23 protein-coding genes are annotated in these 25,288 nt (G+C 72.2%); 10 read left to right on the top strand and 13 right to left on the bottom strand.

Features of this window, described 5'->3' with window-relative positions; all coding sequences use genetic code 11:
* Positions 1–93: 93 nt before the first annotated feature.
* From ABD714_RS11110 to purD, 3 genes are read right to left on the bottom strand one after another with little or no spacing between them, the layout of a single operon-like run.
* A complete protein-coding gene (locus ABD714_RS11110; protein WP_344812408.1) occupies positions 94–903 on the bottom strand; it encodes an SDR family NAD(P)-dependent oxidoreductase in 810 nt (269 codons plus the stop codon).
* A complete protein-coding gene (gene purB / locus ABD714_RS11105) occupies positions 900–2,333 on the bottom strand; it encodes an adenylosuccinate lyase (RefSeq protein WP_344812407.1) in 1,434 nt (477 codons plus the stop codon). Before purB ends, ABD714_RS11110 begins: the two co-directional genes overlap by 4 nt.
* Complete coding sequence (gene purD, locus ABD714_RS11100; protein ID WP_344812406.1) at positions 2,330–3,640, bottom strand: phosphoribosylamine--glycine ligase; 1,311 nt, start codon at positions 3,638–3,640, stop codon at positions 2,330–2,332. Before purD ends, purB begins: the two co-directional genes overlap by 4 nt.
* A gap of 120 nt (positions 3,641–3,760) precedes the next feature.
* Here purD and ABD714_RS11095 point away from each other — a divergent pair, with 120 nt between their 5' ends.
* The 4 genes from ABD714_RS11095 to ABD714_RS11080 are packed head-to-tail and all read left to right on the top strand — an operon-like array spanning position 3,761 to position 8,352.
* Positions 3,761–5,152 (top strand): ABC transporter substrate-binding protein, encoded by a 1,392-nt coding sequence (locus ABD714_RS11095; RefSeq protein ID WP_344812405.1) that lies wholly within the window; start codon positions 3,761–3,763, stop codon positions 5,150–5,152.
* Positions 5,152–6,120, top strand: coding sequence for a carbohydrate ABC transporter permease (locus tag ABD714_RS11090; RefSeq protein WP_344812404.1), 969 nt, complete (start codon positions 5,152–5,154; stop codon positions 6,118–6,120). The genes ABD714_RS11095 and ABD714_RS11090 overlap by 1 nt, the downstream gene beginning before the upstream one ends.
* Before the next feature lie 58 nt (positions 6,121–6,178).
* Positions 6,179–7,060, top strand: coding sequence for a carbohydrate ABC transporter permease (locus tag ABD714_RS11085; RefSeq protein ID WP_344812403.1), 882 nt, complete (start codon positions 6,179–6,181; stop codon positions 7,058–7,060).
* The gene (locus ABD714_RS11080) at positions 7,057–8,352 is read left to right on the top strand and encodes a glycoside hydrolase family 32 protein (protein WP_344812402.1); all 1,296 of its coding nucleotides are present in this window, start codon (positions 7,057–7,059) and stop codon (positions 8,350–8,352) included. Before ABD714_RS11085 ends, ABD714_RS11080 begins: the two co-directional genes overlap by 4 nt.
* Positions 8,353–8,457: 105 nt before the next feature.
* Here the strand turns inward: ABD714_RS11080 and ABD714_RS11075 are convergent, their stop codons facing one another.
* Genes ABD714_RS11075 through ABD714_RS11065 form a run of 3 tightly spaced genes read right to left on the bottom strand, consistent with a single transcriptional unit; the run spans position 8,458 to position 11,638 of the window.
* Entirely contained in the window at positions 8,458–9,324 is an 867-nt protein-coding gene (locus tag ABD714_RS11075) for a sugar phosphate isomerase/epimerase family protein (RefSeq protein ID WP_344812401.1), read from the bottom strand.
* Positions 9,321–10,496 (bottom strand): dihydrodipicolinate synthase family protein, encoded by a 1,176-nt coding sequence (locus ABD714_RS11070; protein ID WP_344812400.1) that lies wholly within the window; start codon positions 10,494–10,496, stop codon positions 9,321–9,323. Before ABD714_RS11070 ends, ABD714_RS11075 begins: the two co-directional genes overlap by 4 nt.
* Positions 10,493–11,638, bottom strand: a complete 1,146-nt coding sequence (locus ABD714_RS11065; protein ID WP_344812399.1) for a Gfo/Idh/MocA family protein — start codon at positions 11,636–11,638, stop codon at positions 10,493–10,495. The genes ABD714_RS11070 and ABD714_RS11065 overlap by 4 nt, the downstream gene beginning before the upstream one ends.
* Positions 11,639–11,770: 132 nt before the next feature.
* Here ABD714_RS11065 and ABD714_RS11060 point away from each other — a divergent pair, with 132 nt between their 5' ends.
* Positions 11,771–12,793 (top strand): LacI family DNA-binding transcriptional regulator, encoded by a 1,023-nt coding sequence (locus ABD714_RS11060; RefSeq protein ID WP_344812398.1) that lies wholly within the window; start codon positions 11,771–11,773, stop codon positions 12,791–12,793.
* 30 nt (positions 12,794–12,823) lie between these two features.
* Positions 12,824–13,489 carry a ThuA domain-containing protein gene (locus tag ABD714_RS11055; protein WP_344812396.1) on the top strand — a complete coding sequence of 222 codons (666 nt, stop codon included), beginning with the start codon at positions 12,824–12,826 and terminating at the stop codon, positions 13,487–13,489.
* 31 nt (positions 13,490–13,520) lie between these two features.
* Here ABD714_RS11055 and ABD714_RS11050 read toward each other — a convergent pair whose 3' ends face one another.
* The 3 genes from ABD714_RS11050 to ABD714_RS11040 form a co-directional block, all read right to left on the bottom strand.
* The gene (locus tag ABD714_RS11050) at positions 13,521–14,561 is read right to left on the bottom strand and encodes a LacI family DNA-binding transcriptional regulator (protein ID WP_344812393.1); all 1,041 of its coding nucleotides are present in this window, start codon (positions 14,559–14,561) and stop codon (positions 13,521–13,523) included.
* Between the two features lie 58 nt (positions 14,562–14,619).
* On the bottom strand, positions 14,620–15,903 hold the full coding sequence (locus tag ABD714_RS11045) for an adenylosuccinate synthase (protein ID WP_344812392.1): 1,284 nt from the start codon (positions 15,901–15,903) through the stop codon (positions 14,620–14,622).
* Between the two features lie 65 nt (positions 15,904–15,968).
* Positions 15,969–16,430, bottom strand: a complete 462-nt coding sequence (locus ABD714_RS11040; RefSeq protein ID WP_425562380.1) for a DUF3151 domain-containing protein — start codon at positions 16,428–16,430, stop codon at positions 15,969–15,971.
* A 204-nt stretch (positions 16,431–16,634) separates the two neighbouring features.
* Here ABD714_RS11040 and ABD714_RS11035 point away from each other — a divergent pair, with 204 nt between their 5' ends.
* Positions 16,635–17,264, top strand: a complete 630-nt coding sequence (locus ABD714_RS11035; protein ID WP_344812391.1) for a fasciclin domain-containing protein — start codon at positions 16,635–16,637, stop codon at positions 17,262–17,264.
* 97 nt (positions 17,265–17,361) lie between these two features.
* On the opposite strand, the gene ABD714_RS11030 is transcribed toward ABD714_RS11035, so the two are convergent.
* The 4 genes from ABD714_RS11030 to ABD714_RS11015 all read right to left on the bottom strand — a co-directional run bounded on the left by ABD714_RS11030 (position 17,362) and on the right by ABD714_RS11015 (position 21,514).
* Positions 17,362–18,516 (bottom strand): Gfo/Idh/MocA family protein, encoded by a 1,155-nt coding sequence (locus ABD714_RS11030; RefSeq protein WP_344812390.1) that lies wholly within the window; start codon positions 18,514–18,516, stop codon positions 17,362–17,364.
* A complete protein-coding gene (locus tag ABD714_RS11025; protein WP_344812388.1) occupies positions 18,513–19,265 on the bottom strand; it encodes a ThuA domain-containing protein in 753 nt (250 codons plus the stop codon). The genes ABD714_RS11030 and ABD714_RS11025 overlap by 4 nt, the downstream gene beginning before the upstream one ends.
* A complete protein-coding gene (locus ABD714_RS11020; RefSeq protein WP_344812387.1) occupies positions 19,262–20,425 on the bottom strand; it encodes a M24 family metallopeptidase in 1,164 nt (387 codons plus the stop codon). Before ABD714_RS11020 ends, ABD714_RS11025 begins: the two co-directional genes overlap by 4 nt.
* A gap of 75 nt (positions 20,426–20,500) precedes the next feature.
* Positions 20,501–21,514, bottom strand: coding sequence for a LacI family DNA-binding transcriptional regulator (locus ABD714_RS11015; protein WP_344812386.1), 1,014 nt, complete (start codon positions 21,512–21,514; stop codon positions 20,501–20,503).
* 176 nt (positions 21,515–21,690) lie between these two features.
* Between ABD714_RS11015 and ABD714_RS11010 the strand changes: the two genes are divergently transcribed.
* From ABD714_RS11010 to ABD714_RS11000, 3 genes are all read left to right on the top strand, one after another.
* A complete protein-coding gene (locus ABD714_RS11010) occupies positions 21,691–23,085 on the top strand; it encodes a Gfo/Idh/MocA family protein (protein WP_344812385.1) in 1,395 nt (464 codons plus the stop codon).
* Between the two features lie 124 nt (positions 23,086–23,209).
* A complete protein-coding gene (locus tag ABD714_RS11005) occupies positions 23,210–24,181 on the top strand; it encodes an NAD-dependent epimerase/dehydratase family protein (RefSeq protein WP_344812384.1) in 972 nt (323 codons plus the stop codon).
* On the top strand, positions 24,178–25,281 hold the full coding sequence (locus ABD714_RS11000; RefSeq protein ID WP_344812383.1) for a mandelate racemase/muconate lactonizing enzyme family protein: 1,104 nt from the start codon (positions 24,178–24,180) through the stop codon (positions 25,279–25,281). The genes ABD714_RS11005 and ABD714_RS11000 overlap by 4 nt, the downstream gene beginning before the upstream one ends.
* The last annotated feature ends 7 nt before the right edge of the window (positions 25,282–25,288 follow it).

The raw sequence follows: 25,288 nt of genomic DNA, 5'->3' as shown, positions 1-25,288 counted from the left end.
GACCTTAGAGCGGCCGTCGGGCCCGGTCAACGATCCCCGCGCGTCGGCTCGCCACCCCGGCGTGTCGGCCGAGGACGGACCGGGGGCTCGGGGTCAGGAGCCGAGGAGGGGCATCAGCTGGGCCGGGCCGGCGAGCGCGCCACCGTCGACCGGCAGCGTCACGCCGGTGATCCAGGCAGCGTCGTCGGAGGCCAGGAAGGCCACCGCGGCGGCGATGTCGGCGGGTTCCCCCACCCGCCCGAGCGGGTACAGCGGCCGCAGTCGGTCAGCGCCACCGGCCTGCCCGTCCCAGACCCGCGTCCGGACGGTGCCCGGGGCGACGACGTTGACCCGGATCCCGGCCGGTCCCAGCTCGACGGCGAGGTTGCGGCTGAGGACGCTCAGACCGGCCTTGGCCGACGAGTAGGCGGTCTCGCCGAAGGCGGCCAGACCGTTCACCGAGCTGACCGAGACGACGGCCGCACCCTCGGGTCGGGCCCGCAGGTGCGGCAGCGCCCCCCGGATACAGCGCATGGCGCCGGTAAAGTTGAGGTCGAGCATGTCGTTCCAGGCCTCGTCGGTCAGGTCCTCGAACGCCGGCACCGCGACCGACCCGCCGGCCACGTTGACCAGCACGTCGAGCCGACCGAACTCGGCGACGGCGAGGGCGACGGTGGCCTCCACCGACGGCGTGGCGTGCACGTCGAGGTGCGTACCCACCGCCTCGGCCGGCGCCAGGCTCGCGGCCGCGGTCCGGGCCGCTTCCTCGTCGAGGTCGCCGAGCACGACCCGCGCACCCTCGGCGGCGAGCCGCTCGGCCACCGCCCGACCGATGCCGTGGCCCGCTCCGGTGACCAACGCGACCCGGCCGACGAACCGTCGGCCGGACGCGGGGCCGGATGCGTGCCCGGGCGGCTGGGTCACAGCACGTCACCGGGTCGGTAGGCCGCCGCGTCGGGATGCCGCCCGGCGATCTCCTCGATCTGGGCGACCAGGGAGGCGACCTGGCTCTGGGCGATCCCGGCCATGGTCAGCGGCTCGGTGACCAGGGCGTCCAGCTCCGCGGCGCTCAGCCCGAGGCGCTCGTCGGCGGCCAGCCGGTCGAACAGGTCGTTGCGGGCGAGACCGCGCTCCCGCATGGCCAGGGCCACCGAGACGGCGTGCTCCTTGATCGCCTCGTGGGCGGTCTCCCGGCCGACGCCCTTGCGGACGGCCGCCATCAGCACCTTGGTGGTGGTGAGGAACGGGAGGTAGCGCTGCAGCTCGTTCTCGATCACCGCCGGGAACGCCCCGAAGTCACCGAGCACAGTCAGGAAGGTCTCGAACAGGCCGTCCAACGCGTAGAAGGCGTCCGGCAGGGCGACCCGACGGACCACCGAGCAGGAGACGTCGCCCTCGTTCCACTGGTCGCCGGCCAGCTCGCCGACCATGGAGACGTAGCCGCGGACGATCACCGCCAGACCGTTGACCCGCTCGCAGGAGCGCGTGTTCATCTTGTGCGGCATCGCGCTGGAGCCGACCTGACCGGGGCGGAAGCCCTCGGTGACCAGCTCGTGCCCGGCCATCAAACGGATGCTGGTGGCGACGTTGGACGGGGCGGCGGCGGCCTGGGCCAGCGCGGTCACCACGTCGAAGTCGAGGGACCGCGGGTAGACCTGCCCGGTGCTGGTCAAGATCGTGGGCACCCCGAGGTGGGTGGCGACCAGCTGCTCCAGCTCGGCCAGCTTGGCCGCGTCCCCGCCCAGCAGGTCGAGCATGTCCTGCCCGGTCCCGACCGGACCCTTGATGCCCCGCAGCGGATAGCGGGCGATCAGCTCGTCGATCCGGCGGAAGGCGATCAGCTGCTCGTCGGCCGCGGTGGCGAACCGCTTGCCCAGGGTGGTGATCTGGGCGGCCACGTTGTGCGAGCGTCCCGCGATCGGCTGGTCGGCGTAGGTCGTGGCCAACCGGGCCAGCTGGGCGAGCGAGGCGACCAGCCGGTCGCGGATGATCTGCAGGGAGGAGACGATCTGCAGCTGCTCGACGTTCTCGGTCAGGTCGCGGCTGGTCATCCCCTTGTGCACGTGCTCGTAGCCGGCCAGGGCGTTGAACTCCTCGATCCGGGCCTTGACGTCGTGCTTGGTGATCTTCTCCCGGGCGGCGATGCTGGCCAGGTCGACCCGCTCGACCTGCGCGGTGTAGGCGGCGATCACCGCGTCGGGGTCGTCACCGCCGAAGTCCACGCCGAGATCTCGCTGCGCGGTCAGCACCGCGATCCACAGCCGCCGCTCGGCGATGATCTTGTTCTCCGGGCTCCACACGGTGCGCATCGCCGCCGAGGCGTAGCGGTTGGCCAGGACGTTGGGGACACTCACTGCTGCGCTGCTCTCATCTGGTCGTCCGCCGCTCGGCGGGCGATGTCCGTACGGTAGAAGGAGCCTTCGAGCTCCAGCCGGGCGATGGTGGCGTACGCGGCGTGCCGGGCGGTGGTGAGCTCGGGTCCGGTGCCGACCACCGCCAGCACGCGTCCGCCGATGCTGATCACCTGGCCCTCGGCGTCCAGCCCGGTGCCGGCGTGGATGATCATGACCCCGTCGGGGGCGCTCTCCTCCAACCCACCGATGACCCCGCCGGTCACCGGGGTCGCCGGGTAGCGCTCCGCCGCCAGCACGACGGCCACCGCCGCGCCGTCCGCCCAGTCCAGCGGTGGCTGCCCGGCCAGGGTGCCGGTGGCGGCGGCGTGCAGCAGGCCACCGAGCGGCGTCCTCAACCGCGCCAGCAGCGGCTGGGTCTCCGGGTCGCCGAACCGGGCGTTGAACTCGATCACCCGCACCCCCTGACCGGTGAGCGCGAGACCGGCGTAGAGGAGCCCGCAGAACGGGGTGCCGCGCCGGGCCAGCTCGTCGACGGTGGGCTGCAGCACCGTGCGAAGCACCTCGTCGACCAGGTCGTCGGGCGCCCACGGCAACGGCGTGTACGCCCCCATCCCGCCGGTGTTCGGGCCGGCGTCGTCGTCGTACGCGCGCTTGAAGTCCTGGGCGGGCTGCAGGGGGACGACTGTGGTGCCGTCGGTGACGGCGAACAGGCTCACCTCGGGCCCGTCGAGGAACTCCTCGATCACCACCCGGCCGCAGGCGATGGCGTGGTCGAGAGCCACCTGACGGTCGGTCGTCACCACGACCCCCTTGCCCGCGGCGAGGCCGTCGTCCTTGACCACGTACGGCGACCCGAGCTCGTCCAACGCGGCCGCCGCGTCTCCGGCGCTCAGGCACAGCCGGGCGGCCGCGGTCGGGACCCCGGCGGCCGCCATCACCTCCTTGGCGAACGCCTTGCTGCCCTCCAGCTGCGCGGCCGCCGCGGACGGACCGAAGCAGGCGATCCCGGCGGCGCGGACGGCGTCGGCGACCCCGGCCACCAGCGGGGCCTCCGGTCCCACCACGACCAGATCCACCCCGAGACCGGTGGCCAGCGCGGCCACGGCATCCGGGTCGTCGGCCACCACCGGGTGGTTGGGCCCGACGGCGGCCGTCCCCGGGTTGCCCGGGGCGGAGTGGACCTCGACCACACCCGGATCGCCGGCGAGGGCCAGCGCGAGCGCGTGCTCGCGACCGCCGGAACCGATGACGAGGACGCGGAGGCGCCGGGCGGGATCAGCGGGCTGGATCGGGTCGGGCGCAGGCACCCGCGAAGCCTACCGATCGCCCGTCCGGCCACCGACCGTCCAGATCCCACGCCGGGGTTGACACGTGTTAGGCGGGCAATGCAGACTACCTAACACGAGTTAGTTCACCCAAGGAGGATCATGGCCGACCTCAGTCGCCGCGCACTGCTGGGCCTCGCCGGAGCCGGAGCACTGGGCTTCGCCGCGTCCTGGCCGCGGCTGACCGCGCAGGACATTCCCGGCCGCGGGACCGACGCCCTGACCGTCGCGATCCTCGGCACTGCCCAGGACGCCGAAGCGCGCACCGGTCTGGTGCGGGCGTTCAACGAGGCCCACCCCGACATCCCGGTGCGGATCGTGGCCGTCCAGGGCCAGGACTGGAGCAACTTCTTCGCGAAGATCCTGACCATGGTGGCGGCCGGCACTCCACCGGACGTCTGCGTCGTGGCCACCGAAGGCGCCCAGCTCTTCGCCGAGCGTCTCGCGGAACCCCTCGACGACTACGTCCGCCGGGATGCCGCCGAGCTGCAGAACTTCTTTGACGACGTGCACCCGTCGCTGGTCGAGGCCTTCATGTACCAGGGCAGCCTCTTCCAGCTGCCGATGGACTTCAACGCAGCGAACGTCTACTACAACGCGGGAGCTCTGGAGAAGGCCGGTCTCGAGCGGCCCGCCGACGACTGGACCCACGAGGACTTCCTGGACGTGGCGCGAGCGATGCGGAAGGGGAACGCGGACAACTTCCTGCCCTTCTTCTGGACCAACCGCCTCTGGGGCGGCGTGGTGCCGTGGCTCTACATCAACGACACGAGCTTCCTGACCGAGACCAAGGCGACCGGCGGCGAGTGGATGTGGTCGCAGTTCTACGCCGACGACCCTTCCTCCGCCCGGCGTGGCGGCGGCTTCGAGTGGACCGAGGCCGCGGCCAACACGCCGCGGGTGACCGAGAGCTTCGAGTTCCTGCGGCAGATGATCGACGAGGGTCTCTCCTCGGTCCCGGCCCAGGGCGGCGGCAACGAGCTGGTCGGCCGGTTCGCCGAGGGAGTGGTCGGGATGACCCCCGCCGGCGGCTTCTGGGTCGACGGGCTGAACGCCGGCGGCATGGGCGAGTCCGACTTCGACGTCTCGTTCTTCCCGCAGTGGAAGGGACAGCGTCACCAGTTCGGTGCGGCCGGCTACGCGATGATGCGCACCTCACAGCGCAAGGACGCCGCCTGGGAGTGGATCAAGTTCTGCGCGAGCAAGGAGGCGATGGAGATCGCCATGCCCGCCCCGAACACCACGCCCACCCGCCGGTCGATGGTCGACGAGGCGTTCTACTCCGGTCTCGGACCCAAGCACTGGCAGGTGTTCTACGACACCCTCGACCGGTTCCCGACCACCGGGCCGATCCCGGCGCCACCCCAGCAGGCCGCCGTCGAGACGGCCCTGATCAAGAACGTCACGCCGGCCCTCACCGGCCCGCGCGGCAACCTGACCAACGCGCTGAACACCCTGCAGCGCGACCTCGAGATCGCCCTGAGGAGAAGCTGATGAGCACCGCGCACCCCGGAGCCGCCGGACTGGCCGAGCTCGAACCCGCCGCGGGCCAGGAGGTCCGCACCCCGCACCCGGCCGGTGGGCGCAGCCGCCGGGCCGAGAAGATCATGGTCATCCTCTTCCTGCTGCCCACGCTGGGCGGGATCGCGCTGTTCACACTGGTCCCCATCGTGGCCTCCGTGGTGCTCGCGTTCTTCCACTGGGACGTGATCACCGCACCGCGGTTCGCGGGGGTCGACAACTTCACCGGTTTGGTCGCCGACCCGACCGTGCGTCGCGCTTTCGTCAACACGTTCGGCTTCGTCGTGGTGGCGGTCACCCTCCAGCTCGCCGTCGCTCTCGGGCTGGCCGTGCTGGTGCAGTCGAAGATGCCCACCTGGATGCGCAGCTTCTTCCGCAGCGCCCTGTTCTTCCCGCTCATCCTGTCCGCCGCCTCGGTCTCGCTGATCATGGCGTACCTGTTCAACGAGGACTTCGGCCTGGTCAACCGGGCGCTGGCCGTGGTCGAGCTCGGCCCGGTGCCGTGGCTGACCTCAGGTCCCGGGGCGGCCATCGTGGTGATCCTGGTCTACGTCTGGCAGAACTTCGGGTTCTCGTTCCTGTTGTTCGTGGGCGGTCTCGCGGCCATCCCCCGCGACGTCTACGAGGCGTCCTCGATCGACGGGGTGACCGGTTGGAAGCAGTTCCGCAACATCACCGTGCCGCTGGTGAGCCCGACCCTGCTGGTCGCCTCCGTGATGGCGATCATCAGCGCCCTGCAGATCTTCGACCAGCCGTACGTCCTCACCCGGGGCGGGCCCGGCGACTCCACCCGGACCGCGGTGATGGTGATCTACGAGTCGGCCTTCCAGCAGCTCCAGTTCGGTCGCGCGTCGGCCATCGGCATCGTGCTGACACTGATCATCATGGCGGTCACCTTCCTGCAGTTCCGCCTCAGCCGACGCTTCGTCTTCTACCAGTGAGCCGGACCATGATCACCAGCTGCCCGCAGTCAGCCCCCACTCCCGAGAGGCTCCGCCCATGAGTGTCACCACCGCACCGCCTCCGGTCGTGTCCGCCCGGACCGACCCGCCGAGCTCCTCCGGGCGTCGGCTCAAACGAGCTCTCAAGCCCGGCACGATCGGCAAGGTCGTGGTCCTGCTGGTCGCGGCCTTCCTCACCCTCGGTCCCGTGATCTGGACCGTGTGGACCGCCCTCACACCGCAGATCGCCGGCACGGCCGAGCGGGACTTCGGGCTGAGCGCCTTCGTGGACGTGTTCGACCAGGTGGACATGGTGCTGTTGATCTGGAACAGCGTCCTGGTCACCGCCGCGTGCGCGTTCGGCCAGATGCTCACCGCGGCCCTAGCCGGCTACGTCTTCGCCCGGGTGGAGTTCCGCGGGTCGAACCTGCTGTTCGGGGTGGTGCTGGCGACCATGATGGTGCCGATGCAGGTGACGATCGTGCCCGTCTTCATGCTGATCCGCGGGATGGGCCTGGCCGACACCTTGCTGGCGCTCATCCTGCCCGCGATCCCCACCGCCTTCGGCACCTTCCTGATGCGGCAGTACTTCCTCGGGCTGCCCGCCGAGCTCGCCGAGGCCGCGCAGATCGACGGCGCGGGTCCGTTCCGGACCTTCTGGTCCGTGTACGCCCCGCTGGCCCTGCCCGGACTCGCCATCGTCGGCATCCTCGCCTTCAACTTCCACTGGAACGAGTTCTTCCGACCACTGATCATGACCATCAGCGAGCAGAACTTCACCCTGCCGCTCGGGCTGGTCAGCCTGCAGGGCAATCTCGGCTCCGGCAGCGTGGCCACGGTGCTGGCCGGTGTGGTGATCTCGATGATCCCCGCCCTGCTCGTCTTCGTCCTCGGCCAGCGTCCGCTGCGTGAGGGTCTGACCGCCGGGGTGAGCAAGTGAGCACCCTGCCCGACGAGGTCCGCCGCCCCTACGATGACGCCGTGAACCCGGCCCGACCGCGTCTGCACATCCTGCCGCCCAGCGGCTGGCTCAACGACCCCAACGGGGTCTGCCACCTCGACGGGCGCTACCACGTCTTCTACCAGCACAACCCCGACGGTCCGACGCACGGCAACGTGCACTGGGGCCACGCCAGCTCGGCGGACCTGCGGCACTGGACCGACGAGCCGATCGCGCTGGCGCCGACCCCCGGTTCGGGCAACGAGAACGGCTGCTGGTCGGGCTGCCTCGTCGACGACGACGGGGTGCCGACGGCGGTCTACACAGCGGTCCCCGACCACGCCTGGAACGCCGGGGTCGCGGTGGCCCGAAGCGACCGGACCCTGCGGGAGTGGCGACAGGATCCTGTGATCAAGGTCGGCACCCCCGTCGACCCGACCATCGCGGAGGTGCGCGACCCGTTCGTCTTCCGCTCCGGTGGTCACCGGTACGCGGTGCAGGGCGCCGGTCACCCGACCGGTGACCCCCAGCTGCTGCTCTACAGGTGCGACGACCTGGACGCCTGGGAGCCCCTGGGTCCCCTGCTCACCGTCGACGACCCGGTCGCGGCCTCGATCGCGCCCGCGAACATCTGGGAGTGCCCGAACCTGTTCGAGCTCGGGGGGCGCTGGGTGCTGCTGCTGTCGCTGTGGCGGCACGTCGACGGGACCCACGACCTGGCCGGGGTGCGCTACCTGGTCGGCGACCTGGTCCCCACCGGGGCCGGACTCAGGTTCGTGGCCGAGTCCGGTGGCACCGTCGACGAGGGACCGACCTTCTACGCCCCGCAGGCGCTGGTGGACGGGGACCGGATCCTGCTGTGGGGCTGGGCCTGGGAGGGCGCGCAGCGCACGGCCGAGGAGGTCGCTGAGGCCGGCTGGGCCGGCACGCTCACCTTCCCGCGTGAGCTGAGCCTCGATGGTGACCGGCTGGTCAGCCGGCCGGCCCCCGAGCTGACCGGACTGCGCTCCGCCGAGCTCGACGTCACCGCACCGATCCGGGAGGCAGCCTTCGAGATCGCCGCCGCGGGACCGCTCGAGCTCCTGCTGGTCGATCCGGCGACGGGCTCTCGGGCGACGGGCTCTCGGGCGACGACGGTGAGGACCGACGGTGCGGCCCGGGTCCTGGTCGACGGCTCCATCGTCGAGGTGTTCGCGGACGGTCCGTCGGCCACCTCGCGGCACTACCCCACCGCCACCAGTCACTGGGAGGTCAGCGCCCGCGACGACGTCCGGGCCTGGCGTCTGGGCTGACGCAGGACTCGTCAGACTCTCCCCGATCGGCGCCCGCAACGGCGTGTCGCGCCGGTTCACGGCCAGTCGGGGAGAGCTTGACGCCGCGCCGCCCGCCCGAGCCACTCAGGCGTACGGCTGGATGAGCTCCCGGTAGCGGGCCGACAGGGTGGCCAGCACCTCGTCGCCCGGGGTGGCCCACACGTCGGCGTTGAAGATCTCCACCTCGATGTCGCCGGTGTAGCCGGCGTCGCGGACCCAGCCGCCGATGGTGGCGAAGTCGATGTGACCGTCGCCCATCATCCCGCGGGCCAGCAGGGTGTCCGCGGGCAGCGGGGTGATCCAGTCGCACACCTGGTAGCTGTGGATCCGCCGACCCGCCCGAGCGATCTGCGCCTCCAGGTCCGGGTCCCACCACACGTGGAAGGTGTCCAGCACCACCCCCACCTCCTCGACCGCGTACGGCTCGGCGATGTCCAGCGCCTGACCGAGGGTGGAGACCACACCGCGGTCGGCGGCGTAGATCGGGTTCATCGGCTCGATGCCGAGCGACACGCCGACCCGACGCGCGTGCGGCACCAGCCTCTCGATCGCCTCCGCGGCACGGCGACGGGCAGCGGGGAGATCGCGGTCACCGGACGGCAGTCCACCCGGGACCAGGCACAAGGTGGCCGCCCCGATGGCGGCGGCCTCGTCGAGGGCACGGACGTTCTCGGCGTGCGCGGCCTCGATGGCGGCGGGATCCGAGGCGGTGAAGAAGCCGCCGCGGCAGAGCGTGGAGACCCGCAGGCCGGCGTCGGCCAGCCAGCCGACGGCCTGGTCCAGGCCGGCCTCGGCCAGCTGCTCGCGCCAGACCCCGATGGAGGACAGACCCGCGGCCCGGCAGCCGTCGATGGCCTCCCGCAGGGTCCAGCTCGCCGTGGTCCGCTGGTTCAGCGACAGCCGGGCGAGCGTGGGGTCGGTGACCGGTGGCGACGCCGCCGGCGCGCTCACGTGGGGATCCCGGCGGCGGCGAGGACCAGACCGAGCCGGTGACGGGCCAGCTCGGGATCCGGCAGCAGTCGCGCCGTGTTGGCCAGCTCGAAGACCCGGGCCAGGTGCACGGGCGACCGGGCCGCCTGCAGCCCGCCCACCATGCCGAAGCCGTCCTGGTGGCCGGACAGCCAGGCGAGGAAGGCGATCCCGGTCTTGTAGTAGAAGGTCGGCGCGCAGAAGATGTGCCGGGACAGCTCCAGCGTCGGCCCCATCTCCGTGCGGTAGCCGGCGACGTCACCCCGGTCGAGGGCGGTCAGCGCCGCGGAAGCGGCCGGCGCGATGGCCGCGAAAGCCCCCAGCAGCGCGTCGGAGTGGTGCTCGCCGTCGCCCTCGATCAGCTCGGGGTAGTTGAAGTCGTCGCCGGTGTAGAGACGGACCCCGGCCGGCAGCCGGCGACGGAGGTCCGTCTCGTGCGCGGCGGACAGCAGAGAGACCTTGACCCCGTCGACCTTGGTCGCGTGATCATGGACCAGCTGCACGAACGTGTCGGTGGCGGTGGCCACGTCGGCGCTGCCCCAGTAGCCGGCCAGCTGGGGGTCGAAGGCCTCCCCGAGCCAGTGCAGGACGACCGGCTGGCTGACCTGGGAGAGGACGGCGTCGTAGACGCTGCGGTAGTCCTCGGCGGTCGTCGCGGCCGCCGCCAGGTGACGGGACGCCATCACGATGACCTGGGACCCCGCGCCCTCGACGAAGGCGACCTGCTCGAGGTAGCCGGCGGTCACCTCGGCGAGGCTGGCCGGACCCACCGGCAGGTGGTCGGTGCCGGCCCCGGACGCGATCCGGGCCCCGGCGGCCCGGGCCTGGGCGGCGCTGCGGGAGATGAGCTCCTGCGTCGCCGCCCAGTCCAGACCCATGTTCCGCTGGGCGGTGTCCATCGCCTCGGCCACACCCAGGCCGTAGCGGAACAGGTGGGCGCGGAACGCCAGCGTGGCGTCCCAGTCGATCGCGGCCGGAGCCCCGGGGACGTTCTCGGCGTACGGGTCGGCCACCACGTGGGCGGCCGCGAACGCGACCCGGGTCTCGTACGGCTGCGGGTGGTCGGCCCACGCGCGCGGGGCCTCCAGCGCGACCTCGGTCAACGAGCCGTCGGCCCGCGGGAGCCTGATCGTGGCGACCGATGTGACACTCACGCGAGCTCCTTGAGCTCGACGCGTCGGCCCTCGTCGGAGGAGCGCAGCCCGGCCTCGACCAGCTGCAGCCCGCGCACGCCGGCGGCCAGGTCGTACCCGTGCGGACGACCCGCGTCGACGTCGCGGAGGAACTGCTCCCACTGCGCGCGGAACCCGTTCGGGTAGTCCTCGAGATCGGGCACGGAGTCCCACTGCGACCGGAAGTCCTGGTCGGTGGGCAGATCGGGGTTCCAGACCGGCTTCGGGGTCTGCGCGCGCGGCTGGATCCGGCAGTCGAACAGCCCCGCCACGGCCGAGCCGTGGGTGCCGTCGACCTGGAACTCGACCAGCTCGCCGCGGTCGACCCGGACCGCCCAGGAGGAGTTGATCTGGGCGATGACGCCGCCCTCCAGCTCGAAGATGCCGTACGCGGCGTCGTCGGCCGTCGCCGGGTAGGACCGACCCTGCTCGTCCCAGCGTTCCGGGATGTGGGTGACGGCCTTGGCCCAGACGGCATCGACCCGCCCGAACAGGTTCTCCAGCACGTAGTTCCAGTGGCAGAACATGTCCAGCACCATGCCGCCGCCGTCCTCGGCGCGGTAGTTCCAGCTGGGCCGCTGGGCCGGCACGACGTCGCCCTCGAACACCCAGTAGCCGAACTCGCCCCGGACCGACAGGATGCGCCCGAAGAAGCCGAGGTCGATCAGCCGCTTCAGCTTCACCAGACCCGGCAGGTAGAGCTTGTCGTGCACGACCCCGGTGATCACGCCGGCCTTCTCGGCGGCGGTGACCAGCTTCTGTCCGTCCGCGACGCTCTCGGCGATGGGCTTCTCGGTGAAGATGTGCAGGCCCTTGTCCAGCGCCGCCAGGATCGCGCCGGTGCGCTCGGAGGTCACCTGGGCATCGAAGTAGACGGTCGCCTCCGGGTCGGCCAGCGCCGCGGCGAGGTCGGTCGTCCACTCGCCGACGCCGTGCTGCTCGGCCAGCTTGGCCAGCTTGTCGGCGTTGCGGCCGACCAGCACCGGCACGACCTGGATCCGGTCGTCCCCGACCACCACGCCGCCCTCGTCCCGGATGGGCAGGATGGAGCGCACCAGGTGCTGCCGGTACCCCATCCGTCCGGTGACCCCGTTCATGATCACCTTGATTGTCCGAACCGCCATCTCGACCTCACTGCCCTTCATCCGACGAACACCCGACTGAGAACGCAAACGCTTACGTTAACCGTTTGCGACAGCGTACGCTACGGTGACCCCAGAGGACAAGAGGGTCTTTCGTCCGGTGAGGAGGCAGCCGTGGCAGGTCCGCCCGCAGCCGTCCGGCTGTCCGAGGTCGCCGCCGCCGCAGGGGTGTCGATCGCCACCGCCTCCCGCTCGCTGCGAGGACTGGGCGGGGTGAGTGACACCGTGGCCGAGAAGGTGCGCGGCATCGCCGAGGACCTGGGCTACGTCACCAACTCCTACGCCCGCACGCTGGCCGGTGGGAGCACCACCATCGTCGGCCTGATCCTCAACCAGATCGACGACCCGTACTTCACGGAGATCGCCGCGGGCGTGGTCCGCGCGGCCGAGGACGCCGATCTGACCGTGCAGATCGGGCACTCGACCCGGGATCCCCACCGTGAGCTGAAGCAGATCCGCAGCCTGGTCGCCCAGCGCGCCCGGGCCATCATCATCGCCGGCTCCGGCTACACCGACCCGCAGCGGGAGCTGCAGGCCAAGGAGCTGCTCGCCCGCTACGAAGCCGGCGGCGGCCGGGCCGCCGTGATCGGGCGCCACTTCCTCGGCGTCGACGCCGTGCAGCCCGACAACCGGGGCGCCGCCGGGCAGGTGGCCCGGCACCTGGTCGAGCTCGGCCACCGCGACGTGGTGGTCATCTCGGGGCTGCCGAGCCTGACCACTGTCGAGGACCGGCAGGGCGAGGCGGTCAAGGTGCTGGCCGCCGCGGGCGCCCGGGTCACGGTCGTGGAGACCGACTTCACCGGGCACGACGCCGGCCGGGCCGCGCTCGGCGCCCTGGACGGCGAGCCGCGGGCCACGGCGGTGATGGCCCTCAGCGACGCGATGGCCATCTCGGTGCTGACCGGGCTTCGGCGGGCCGGGGTCGACGTGCCCGGCACGATCTCGGTGACCGGGGTCGACGACGTGCCCGTGGCCGAGCTGATCTCACCGTCGCTGACCACCGCGGCGTTCCCGCTCAGCGAGCTCGGTCGCGAGGCGCTGCTGCTCACCACCCGCCCGCAGGCCACCCGTCCCCGCCGCAAGATGATCCCGGCGCAGCTGGTGGTCCGGGAGTCGACCGCCCCGCCCCGCTCGTGAGCCCCCGTTGAGCGCGATCAGGGCGAGGTCATGATCATGGCCGAGGTCATGATCATCAGCGGAGCCGGACCGTACGTCGACCCCTGGCACCCCTTCGCCGCGACGTCCGCCCGGCTGGCCGAGCTGATCGGCTCGGCGGGTCACCGGGTCGAGGTCTCGGAGACGGTCGAGGAGACGCTGCGGTCGCCGTCGGCACACGCGCTGCTGGTGATCAACATCGGCAACCCCGACCCGCCCCGGCCGGTTCCGATCATGATCGAGCTCCAGCAGGCGCTGCTCGCCCACCTGGCCGGAGGTGGCGGTCTGCTCGGGGTGCACGTGAGTGCCACCTCGTTCACCACCATGCCCCGCTGGCCGGAGATCCTCGGCGGGCACTGGGTCCGGGGCACGACCATGCACCCGCCCCTCGACCTCGCCCGGATCGACCTGCACCCGACGGCGCACCCGGTGGCCGGCGACGACTCCGACCTCGAGGTGCTGGACGAGCGCTACTGCTACCTGGAGGTGGGCCAGGACGTCACGGTGGTCGGCGATCACCGGCACGACGGCGTGGTCCACCCGCTGATCTGGGCACGCCGGCAGGGACCGGGTCGCGTGGTCTACGACGGACTGGGACACGACGAGCGCTCGTACGACAGCCCCGGCCACCGTGCCCTGCTGCTCCGCGCGGTCTCTTGGCTGACGGAGCCCCGCTGACCCTGCCGGCAGCGCGGACCCGGAGCGCGGGTCAACGCGACGGGGGCGCGACCGACTCCCGGATGACCAGCGGGCAGTCCAGCAAGGTCCGGAGCGCCGGCCGGGTCTCGCTGACCGCGGACGCCGGCGTGTCGTCCAGAACCCGGTCCAGCACCACCCGCATCGCCCGCTCCCCCATCTCGCGGTGCGGCAGCCGCACGGTGGTCAGCGCCGGCACCAGACAGGGCGCCACGTTCTCGTCGTCGTCGTAGCCCACGACCGAGAGCTCGCCCGGCACCGACAGCCCCAGGTGCGCCGCGGCGAGGACCACGCCGACGGCGGACCGGTCGTTGGCGCAGACGATCGCGGTCGGTGGGCGGTCGCCGCTCAGCACGTGCATCGCGGCGGCGTAGCCCTTGTCGATCTCCCAGCCCGCGGTGACCGGGCCGGGGACCTGCAGCCCGGCCATGGCGACCGCCTCGGCGAAGCCCTGCTCGCGCAACCCGGAGGCGACGACGTCGCTCGTCCCGGTGAGCATCACGATGTCCCGGTGACCCCGGTCGATCAGGTGCTGGGTGACCGCCCGGCTGCCGGCCACCTCGTCGGGGATGAAGGCCGGCGCGCTGTCGGCGGGATCGAAGCAGTTGGCCAGCGCGCAGGTGGCGCTGCGCAGGGCCGTCGGGACGTCGTACGCCCGCAGGCTCATGGCCGCGAACAGGAAGCCGTCGACCTGCCGGTTCTGCAGGGTCTCGTACGCCCGGCGCTCCCGGCCGAGGTCGTTCTGGGTGTCGATCACGAGGAGCAGGTAGCCCTCGGCCACGGCCACGTCGGCGGCCCCCTCGAGCAGCTGCCCGCCGAACGCGCTGGTGGCGATGGCGTCGGTCACCACCCCGATGGTGGAGCTCCGCCGGCTGCGCAGGCTCAGGGCCACCGTGTTCGGGGTGTAGTTCAGCTGCTGCGCCGCCGCGACGATCAGCGCCTGCTTGTCGGCGGCGATGTTGCCGGCCCCGCGTCCGTTCAGGACCAGCGAGACGGCGCTGCGGGAGACGCCCGCCAGATCGGCGACGTCCTGGGAGGTGGCTTTGCGCGGCATGCCGCCAGCCTAACCTAACTCGTGTCAGGTCAGGCTGGGGACGCACGCTCCACGCGGCTCAGATCAGCTGGTTGATCACGATCGACTGCTCGCGGCTCGGGCCGACCCCGATGCCGGAGATCCGGGCCCCGCACAGCTCCTCCAACCGCTCCACGTAGCGGCGGGTGTTCTTGGGCAGGTCCTCGAACGAGCGGCAGCCGGTGATGTCCTCGGTCCAGCCGTCGAGGTGCTCGTAGACCGGGGTCGCGTGGTGGAAGTCGGACTGGTTGACCGGCAGCGTGTCGAAGCGCTCGCCGTTGACGTCGTAGGCCACGCAGACCGGGATCTGCTCCCACCCGGTCAGCACGTCCAGCTTGGTCAAGAAGATGTCGGTGAACCCGTTGCCCTGCGCCGCCGCCTCCACGACCAGGGCGTCGAACCAGCCGCAGCGCCGCTTGCGGCCGGTGGTGGTGCCGAACTCGGCCCCGATCTCCCGCAGCTTCTCGCCGTCGTCGTCGAACAGCTCGGTCGGCATCGGTCCCTCACCCACCCGGGTGGTGTACGCCTTGGCGATGCCGATCACCCGGTCGATCCGGGTCGGACCGACCCCGGCCCCGACGCAGGCCCCGCCGGCGATCGGGTTGGAGGAGGTCACGTACGGGTAGGTGCCGTGGTCCACGTCGAGGTGGTGGGCCTGCGCCCCCTCGAACAGGACCACCTTGTCGGCGTCCAGGGCGGTGTTCAGCACCCGGCTGACGTCGGCCACATGCGGCGCGATCCGCTCGGCGTGGGACAGCAGGTGCTCGGTGACCTGGACCGGATCGAGGGCGGCCCGGTTGTAGACCTTCACCAGCAGGTGGTTCTTCTGGTCCAGCGAGGCCTCGACCTTCTGCCGCAGGATCGAGGCGTCGAAGAGGTCCTGGATGCGCAGCCCGATCCGGTTGACCTTGTCGGAGTAGGCCGGTCCGACGCCGCGTCCGGTGGTCCCGATCCTGGCCTTGCCCAGGAAGCGTTCGGTGACCTTGTCGATGGTCTGGTGGTACGACGCGATGATGTGGGCGTTGGCCGACACCAGGAGCGAGGACGTGTCCACGCCGCGGGCGGCCAGACCGTCGATCTCGCTGAAGAGCACGTCGAGGTCGACCACCACCCCGTTGCCGATCACCGGCGTGCAGTTGGCGTTCAGCACCCCGGACGGCAGCAGGTGCAGGGCGTAGCGTTCACCGGCCACGACCACCGTGTGACCGGCGTTGTTGCCGCCGGAGTAGCGGACGCAGTAGTCGACCCGGTCACCCAGCTCGTCGGTGGCCTTGCCCTTGCCCTCGTCGCCCCACTGGGCTCCTACCACCACAATGCCCGGCATGTGATCGCCGCCTTCTCTCAGCAGTGAAGTCCCCGGGCAGCGGTGCCGCGGGGACTCTTACTGCCTCACTCTAGCGGGAAGGCGCTGGTCAGGGCCCGGTAGCCGGATTCGGTGGAATCACGGAGGAACTGCGCGCAGCGCTCGTACTCCACCAGGTCACCGATCCGCTGGGCCGCCCGGGCCAACGACCAGAGCGCGCGCAGGAAGCCCTGGTTGGGCTCGTGCTCGTACGGGATCGGCCCGGCCCCCTTCCAACCCGACCGGCGCAGGGCGTCCAGTCCACGGTGGTAGCCCGTGCGGGCGTAGGCGTACGCGGTCACGTCTCCCTCCGACGTCCCCACGGCCAGGGCCTCCTCGGCCAGCTGGGCCCAGGCCCGGCTGCCGGCCGGCTCGGCCACCACCGCGGCGACCAGCTCGGCGTGACCGGCTCCGTCGGTGAGAGCCGGCCCGATGACGGGCAGCAGACTCGGGGCGGGTCCGGCGCCGGCGGCCGCCAGCAGGTTGCGGTGGGTGACAGGTTCGCTCACCCCGCCCACCCTAGTGGTCCCCGACGGGTCCGCCGTCGGGTTCGGCACCCGCGGGCAGCCCACGCCCGGCAGCACCGCGAAAAACGTTGCCCACCAGTAAAAAGCGCTCGGTCCCGGGTCCGCATCCGGATGCTCCGATCCCCGGGAAGAAGGCTCGACCAATCACCGGCCGGGCCCTGCCCGGCGAGATCAAGGAGGATCGACATGGTGCTTCGCCGCATCGCCACGATGGGGGCCGCGCTGCTCGTCGCGGGGGCCCTGGCCGTAGGAGCCGCGCCCACCGCATCGGCGCACAGCTCGACGTCGGGGAACCGCAGCCTGGCCGCCGTGCTGGCCAAGGACGGCAGCGGGTTCGACCGCAGCTGGAACGACTTCGACATCGTCGACAACGCCGTCCAGGCGGTGCTCAAGGCCAAGCCGGACAGTGCGGTCAAGGTGCTGGCCGACGGCAAGACGCGGGTCACGGCCTTCCTGCCCACCGACCGGGCCTTCCAGCTGCTGGTCAAGGACCTGACCGGCACCACGTACCGCAGCGAGAAGTCGGTCTTCACCGCCGTCGCCGGACTCGGCATCGACACCGTCGAGGCCGTGCTGCTCTACCACGTCGTGCCGGGCGCGACGATCACCTACAAGCAGGCCCTCAAGGCCAACGGCGCGGACCTGACGATGGCGTCCGGCGGCACCGTGCGGGTCAAGGTGCGCTACGTGTTCATCAAGCTGGTCGACGCCGATCCCGACGACGCCAACCCGTACGTGATCAAGGCCGACATCAACAAGGGCAACAAGCAGATCGCCCACGCCATCGACCGGGTGCTGCGCCCGGTCAACCTCTGATCCGGCACCGGGCGGCTCCGGCCCGGGGCCGTTCACCCGGCGAGGTGACTCCGGCCCGATCGGGACCACGTCCCGGAAGGTCTGTCCCGCAGAAGATCTAGACCCAGGGAGCGGCCACGGCACGGAACCCCGTGCCGCTGGCCGCGACCCGGTGGACCGCGTCGGCCACCCCGCGCACCACGGGGTGCACGTCCGCCGGATCGGCTCCGTCCACCGGCTCCCAGGACACCTGGGTCGCGTCGATGAGAGCCGGGTCCGGCGCCAGCCGCACGGCCTCCATCACCGCCATGAACGCGCCGTTGTCGGCCAGGGGATTCAGCAGCGCACCGGCACCGGACCGCGCGTCCAGCAGGTTCTGCAGCAGGTCCACCCGCTCGTAGCTGGTCCGCACCGGCTCCTGGCCGGTGACCTCCAGACTCACCTCGTCGCGGGTGTAGAACAGCCGCACCACCCCGGCGCTGCCGTAGACCGCGACCCACGGGTCGGTGTTCACCGGAGCGCACAGGGTCAGCGCGGCCGCGATGGTCGGCCCGGTGCGGGAACGGAGCACCAGGCTGGAGGTGTCGTCGGCCTCGATGTCGTTGGCCCGGTAGAGCTCCAGGTCGATCGCGACCACGTCGGCCACCCGGCGGGCGTCCGCCAACCGGAGGGCGGTCGCCGTCGCGTGGGCGAGCGGGTTGGTGGTCACGCCGTCGACGACCGGCCGACCGTCCAGCAGCCGCTTCCCGGCCCACGGAGCGCGGCGGAAGTACGACGTCGCCCGTACCCACGTCCCGGCGACCCCGATGTGCGAGACCTCGCCGACGTCCCCGCGCGCGACGATCTCGGTCACCGCGGCGAGGGCCGCCGAACCCAGGCTCTGGAACCCCACCTGACAGATGCGGCCGGTCTCGGACTCGACCGCGAGCAGGTCGGTGAACTCGGCCATGGTGGTGGTCGGCGGTTTCTCCAGCAGCACGTCGGCCCCGGCCCGCAGCAGCGTCGTCGTCATCGGTGCGTGGGTGGGCAACGGGGTGCATAGGATCGCCACGTCCACCCCGGTGCCGCTGGCCAGGAAGCTGTCCAGGTCGGCGTACCAGGGGGTGCCGGCGAGGTCGGCGGGCGAGCCCTCGGCCGGCGGACGCGGGTCGATCACCGCCACCAGCCGACCCCGGCTGAGTGCGTTCCGGACGTGCGACGCCCCGTGCCCGTGGATGCCGACCACGGCGATGGAGGCGGTCCCGGCTCCGGGCGGGGTGGTCCCTGCGTTCATGACGGGCTCCCGGCGAACCAGCCGACCGGCTTGTCCCGGTCGCGCGGGGCGGTCGGGACGACGAGCGTCGGCCGGGGCTCGGGGGCCGCCCACCGGGTCGCGTTGCGCAGGATCTGCTGGATCGTCGCGTCGTGGTAGATCGGGTACTCCTCGTGTCCGGGACCGAAGTAGAAGACCTTGCCGCGTCCGCGCCGGAAGGTCAGCCCGGACCGGAACACCTCGCCGCCGTCGAAGGCGGAGATGAAGACCGTCTCCTCGACCTGGTCGACGTCGAACGGCTCGCAGTACATCTCCGAGTCCGGCACGATCACCGGGTGCGGGATGCCCTGGACGATCGGGTGGCCGGCGGTGGCGGTCCAGACCAGCTCGCGGCCACCGTGCCGGAACCCGAAGCTGCGACCGGTGGTGCCGATCACGGCGCGGAACGGCTTGGAGTTGAGAGCGGAGTGCAGGGCCACGAAGCCCATCCCCTCGCTCACCCGGCGGCGGACGGTCTCGGCGTGGGCGTCCGCGACGTCACCCTGCACCTTGTGACCCCACCACAGCAGCACGTCGGTGCTCTCCAGCAGCCCACCGCCCAGTCCCTGCTCCGGCTCGTCCTGGGTGGCCGTGCGGACCTCGAGCCCGCGGTCGACCGAGAGGGCCGCGGCGATGGCCCCGTGGATGCCGCGGGGGTAGAGCGCGGCGATGGCCGGCTCGTGGCGTTCGTGGTGGTTCTCCGACCACACGGTGACCCGGAGGCGGCTCACGGTCGGACTCCCCGTGCCGAGGCCGTGGGGCTCGCCGCGCTCGGCGCATCGAGGTACCGCCGCAGCAGGTCCGGACGTTGCCGACCCCCGTACGCGATCGTCGGCCACGCCGGGTCGACGGTGAGGACCGCCAGACCCTGCTCGGTCAGCAGCACGGTGTCCTCCACCTTGGCCCCGTCCCCGGTGGGGTTCCAGGCGAAGGCCTGGCCCACCCGGATCGGGTCGTCGGTGAGGCCGGTGGCCCGCGGGTCCCGGCCGGCGTAACCAGCGACCCCGCCCTGGTGGTGGCGGCGCCACTCGTCGGGGTCGAAGCCGTGGCTGCCGTACGCCTGGCAGCCGGCCCGGAAGGCGGCGGCCAGGGTGGCGCCGGGCACGAGCGCGTCGAAGTAGGCCGCCTCCACCGCGAGGATCCGGCGCTGGGCGTCCTCCTCGACGGCGGTCGGTGGGGTGAAGACGACACTGCGGCTGACGTTGACGATCAGGCCCTGCCGGCGGGCGCACACCACCACCAGCGCGCGGCGTCCGAGCGGGGCGGCGGTGGGCAGCGGGTGGCGCACCCCGGTGCGCGAGCCACCACCGACCAGCACCACCAGCGGCTCGGCTCCGCGGCGGATGAGCTCGGCGGAGACCTCGGCGGCCACGTCGAGCTCGCGCTGCTGCGGTCGGGCGCGTTGCAGCACCCCCGTCAGCACGGCAGCGGTCTCGGCCCCCAGCGCAGCGAAGCGTGCCGTCTCGACCGGCAGCAGCGGCACCCGGAGACGGCGCAGCTCGGTGGTCACGTCGTCCTCGGTGAGGATGCCGGGACCTGCCGGCAGGGGCAGCGGCTGGTCCCAGGCCACGACCCGGACGTCGACCCCGGGCGGCAGCTCCTCGCCGATCAGCCGGTCCACCTCGTTGTCGGTGGCCAGCACCGTGTCGCCGGACGCGTCCACCACCGCGGCGATGATGGGAGGCGCCGCCAGGCTCACGTGGCTCCGGGCCCCGTCGAGATACCAGCCCAAGGCGGTGGCCGAGGTCAGCACCAGGCGGTCAGCGCCGTGACGGGCGAGCAGGTCGAGCAGGCGCTCGCGCTTGGCGGCGCGGTCGGCCCGCTGGGCCGCGAGGTCGTGACGCGGGCCCGGGGCGGCGGCCCGATCGGCCGACTCGGTGGCGGTCGTCATGAGGCTCCTCGACGTCGAGCGGCGGACGTAAACGCTTGCGTGAGGAGCGTAAACGGTTTCTGGCTCGTTGTCACGTCAGACCCGGAGGGGCGCACGCCCCGTGCTGCCCCGCACCACCAGCCGCGGGCGCAGCAGCACCGGTGCGTCGTCGACGACGGGGTGGCCCGGGGTGAGCAGGGCCGACAGCCGCTGCCAGGCCAGCCGGCCCATCTCCTCCTGCGGCACCCAGGCGGTGGTCAGCGGCGGCCAGGTGTAGGCAGCGAACGGGATGTCGTCGAAGCCGACCACCGAGAGCGCGCCGGGGACGTCGGTGCCGAGCTCGTGCAGCGCCCCGAGCAGCCCCAGGGCGACCACGTCGTTGAAGGCGATCACCGCGCTGACACCGGAGTCGAGCACCTGGCCGGCCGCGGCGTGCCCGTCGGGGAACATGGCCCCGCACCTGATCTTGATCACCTCGACGCCGGTCGCCGCCGCCAGGGCGAGCTCCCGGGCGGTGTTCGAGCGACTGGCCACGGGTCCTTGCAGGTAGGCGATCCGGCGGTGACCCAGCCCCGAGAGGTGACGCACGAGATCCCGGATGCCCGACGCCCAGTCGACATCGAGCTGCGGCAGCCCGGCGCCCGCCACCACGCGGTTGAGCAGCACCGCCGGCTGCAGGTCGGGCAGCAGCCGGGCGAGGTCGGACTCCGACATCCGGGGCGCCACCAGCACCACCGCGTCGCAGCGCCGCCGCGTGTCCAGCGCCAGCCCCGGCTCCTCGTCGGCGTGCTCGGCGCTGTCGGCCACGAGCACCCGGTAGCCCTGCTCGGCCGCCGCACGACTCAGTCCGCGCAGCCCGGAGTGGAAGGAGGGGTTGGTCAGATCGGGCACCACGTACCCGATGGTCTGAGTCCGGCCGAGGGCCAGGCTCCGCGCCACCTGGTTGGGCCGGTAGTCGAGCGCGACAGCTGTCGCGCGCACCCGCTCCGCGATGGCGGGGTCGACAGTGGCGAGCCCGTTCATCACCCGCGACACGGTGGCCCGGGACACCTTGGCCTCGGTGGCGACGTCACCGATGGTCGCGCGGTCGCGGCTGGGTCGACGTCCCACAGGTCTCTCCTCGCCGACCACTCTGAGAAACCATTTCCCGTCGGTCTGTCGCCGACCCTAGCCGCCGGCGCACGCGAAGTCGAGGCCGGTTCCCGCATCACGCAAAGGCTTGCGCTCCCAGCAGCCGGCGCCTACGCTGAAACCGCGAGAAACCGATTACTCATGGAGGAGCACAGATGGTCGACCAGCGTCGACGCTACGCGATCGTGGGCACCGGCTCCCGGGCCCGGATGTACGTGGGGGCCCTCACCGGAACCCACGCCGACGTGGGTGAGCTGGTGGCTCTCTGCGATCCCAACCCGGTCCGGATGGCGTACTACCAGGACAGCTACGGTCTGGCCGAGGTGCCCACCTACGCCCCCGAGCACCTGACGCGCCTGTTCGAGGAGACCCGCCCGGACGCGCTGATCGTCACCTCGCCCGACGCCACCCACGACATCTACGTGACCGCCGCGCTGGAGCACGGGCTCGACGTGATCACCGAGAAGCCGATGACGATCGACGACCAGCGACTGCGCTCGATCGTGGACGCGGTGCACGCCTCGCCGGGCGACCTGACCGTCACGTTCAACTACCGCTACTCCCCCCGCAACTCCGTGGTCCGTCGCCTGATCGCCGAGGGAGCGATCGGCGACGTCACCTCGGTGCACTTCGAGTGGCTGCTCGACACCGCCCACGGCGCCGACTACTTCCGCCGCTGGCACCGCCGCAAGGACGTCTCCGGCGGGCTGCTGGTGCACAAGAGCACCCACCACTTCGACCTGGTCAACTGGTGGCTGGCCGACGTGCCGACCCGCGTCTACGCCAGCGGCGGGCTGAAGTTCTACGGCCGGACCAACGCCGACGCCCGCGGCCTCGGCGAGCGCACCCCGCTGAGCCGGGACAACGACCCGAACGACCCGTTCCGGCTGGACCTGGCCGCCGACCCGCTGCTCAAGGGTCTCTACCTCGACGCCGAGTCCGCGGACGGCTACCAGCGCGACCTGGACGTCTTCAACGACAGCATCACCGTCGAGGACAGCCTCAACCTGATCGTCGACTACGCCCGCGGCGCCACCATGTCCTACTCGCTGAGCGCCTTCGGACCGTGGGAGGGCTACCGCGTCGCCTTCAACGGGACTGAGGGCCGGATCGAGCTGGACGTGGTCGAGCGCGGTCACCTGGCGTCGGCCAACGAGAAGAAGGGGGTCGTGGTCGACCCGTCGGCGGTGCACGACGCGGCCGGGTCCGACGAGGTCCGCCCGGTCGGCGAGCGGGTGCTGCTGCAGCGGCACTGGGAGACCGCGCAGGAGATCGAGATCCCCGTCGGCGAGGGCGGCCACGGCGGCGGCGACGCGATGCTGCTGGACGACCTGTTCCGCGGCGTGGCTGACGACCCGCTCGGCCGGACGGCCGGCTACCTGGACGGCATCCGCAGCGTGATCGTCGGGGTGGCGGGCAACCTCAGCCTGGCCGAGCGTCGCGCGGTGGAGACCGCCGAGTTCGGGCTCCCGCTGAGTGAGGCCGCCGCCGCCGGCGTGGTCGGCACCGACGCGACCGAGCCGGTGACCTCACCCGGGGCACGGTCATGAAGGTCCTCGTCACCGGAGGTGCGCGGTCATGAAGGTCCTCGTCACCGGAGGTGCGCGGTCATGAAGGTCCTCGTCACCGGAGGTGCGCGGTCGTGAAGGTCCTCGTCACCGGAGGTGCGCGGTCGTGAAGGTCCTCGTCACCGGAGGTGCCGGCCGGTTGGGCGCCAGCGTGGTCACCGGCCTGGTCGGTCACGGCCACGAGGTGATCTCCGTGGACCGCGCCGAGCTGGCGGGTCTGCCGGCCGCCGAGCAGGTGTCGGTCGACCTCACCGACGCCGGGGCGACCGATGCCGTCTTCGCCCGGCTCCGGCCCGAGGCCGTCGTGCACCTGGCCGCCATCGCCACCCCGTTCAGCGCCCCGGAGCCGGTCATCTGGGACACGAACACCTCGATCGCCTTCCACGTCCTGCAGTCGGCGGTGACCCACGGCGCGAGCCGCGTGCTCGCGTCGTCCAGCCCCACCCCGCTCGGCTACGGCGCCCCGACGGGGTGGCGACCGGCGTACCTGCCGATCGACGAGCAGCACCCGCTGCGGCCGTGGAACGCGTACGCCGCCTCCAAGGCCGCCATCGAGCACCTGGTGGCGATGTTCGCGGCCCAGCAGGGACCGGCGGTCGCCGTCGGCAGCTTCCGGCCCTGCTTCGTGCTGTCGCCGGAGGAGTGGGCGGGAGCCCCGACCCAGCAGGGTCACACCGTCGCCGAGCGGTTGGCCGATCCGGCCCTCGCCGCGGTCTCGCTGTTCAACTACGTCGACGCCCGGGACGCCGCCGACTTCGTCGACACCTGGCTGGCCGGTGCGCCCGAGCTGGAGAACGGGCAGACGTTCTTCGTCGGCGCCGCGGACGCCCTGGCCACCAAGCCGCTGGCCGAGCTCATCCCGCGGTTCTTCCCCGGCACCGAGGACCTGGCTGCCGGCCTGACCGGCGACAGCCCCGCGTTCTCGATCGCCAGGGCCGCCTCGGAGCTGGGTTGGCGACCGACCCGCAGCTGGCGGACCGAGCTGGCGCTCGCCCCTGCCGACGTGTCAGCGTCAGCGGTCGCCCCGACGACCACTGACGCTGACGGCTCGGGTGGTGCGGGGGTCCCGGTCCCGTGACCGTGCCACCGATCGAGGCGGTCCGCACCCGGCTGCTCACCCGCCCGCTGCTGCGTCCGTGGGGGGCGGACGTGCCCGAGCTGCACCTCGTGGTCGTCGAGGTGGACGCCGGCGGCGCCACCGGGGTCGGCTTCAGCTGGACTCCGACCATCGGCCCGCACGCGGTGCAGGCCCTGCTCGACCACGACCTCACCGCGTTCGCCGTCGGCCGCCCGGCGCATCCCGAGCTGATCTGGGACGACGCCTGGGCGCACCTGCACGAGGCCGGTGGCGCCGGGGTGACCACCATCGCCCTGGCCGGTCTGGACCTGGCCCTGTGGGACCTGCGGGCGCGGACCGCCGGCACCTCGGTGGCCGGGCTGATCGGCCGCCGCACCGACCGACTGCCCGCGTACGGCAGCGGGGTGAACCTGCACTACTCCCTCGACGAGCTGGTGGACCAGGCCGAGCGCTGGGTCGCCGCGGGCTACCGCGGGGCCAAGATGAAGGTCGGCAGTCCCGACCTGGACCGCGACCTGGAGCGGGTGGCCGCGGTCCGCGAGGTCCTCGGGCCGCAGCGTTGGCTGGCCGTGGACGCCAACCAGCGCTGGGACCTGCCGACGGCCGAGCGGGCGATCCGGGCGCTGTCCCGCTTCGACCTGCGGTGGATCGAGGAGCCGTTGCGGGCCGACGACCTGCCCGGCTACGCCACCCTGCGCCGCCGGATCGAGGTGCCGCTGGCCTGCGGGGAGAACATCCACACGCTCTACCGTTACCGCGAGTTCGTCGCCGCCGAGGCCATCGACATCCTGCAGCCCAACATCGTCCGGGTGGGCGGCATCACCCCGTTCCTGCGGATCGCCCAGCTGGCCCGATCCAGCTCCCGCGGACTGGCTCCGCACCTGCTGCCCGACCTGTCCGCCCAGCTCGCCGCGACCCTCCCGGGTACGGTCTGGGTGGAGGAGGTCGAGGACGCGGGCTGGGAACCCCTCGGCTTCGTGACCGCACCGACCCCCGTCCGCCGGGAGGGCGGCGACCTGGTGGTGGAGGAGCGACCCGGGCTGGGGTTCGCCTTCGCCGGCCAGCCCGCCTCGACCCGAGCAGCCACCGAAAGCCAGTAGCACCCCG

The sequence above is a fragment of the Microlunatus aurantiacus genome (assembly GCF_039536605.1).
Classification (GTDB): Bacteria; Actinomycetota; Actinomycetes; order Propionibacteriales; family Propionibacteriaceae; genus Microlunatus; species Microlunatus aurantiacus.
Note: the sequence above shows the minus strand (reverse complement) of the source record. Positions and strands in the feature narration are given on the sequence as shown.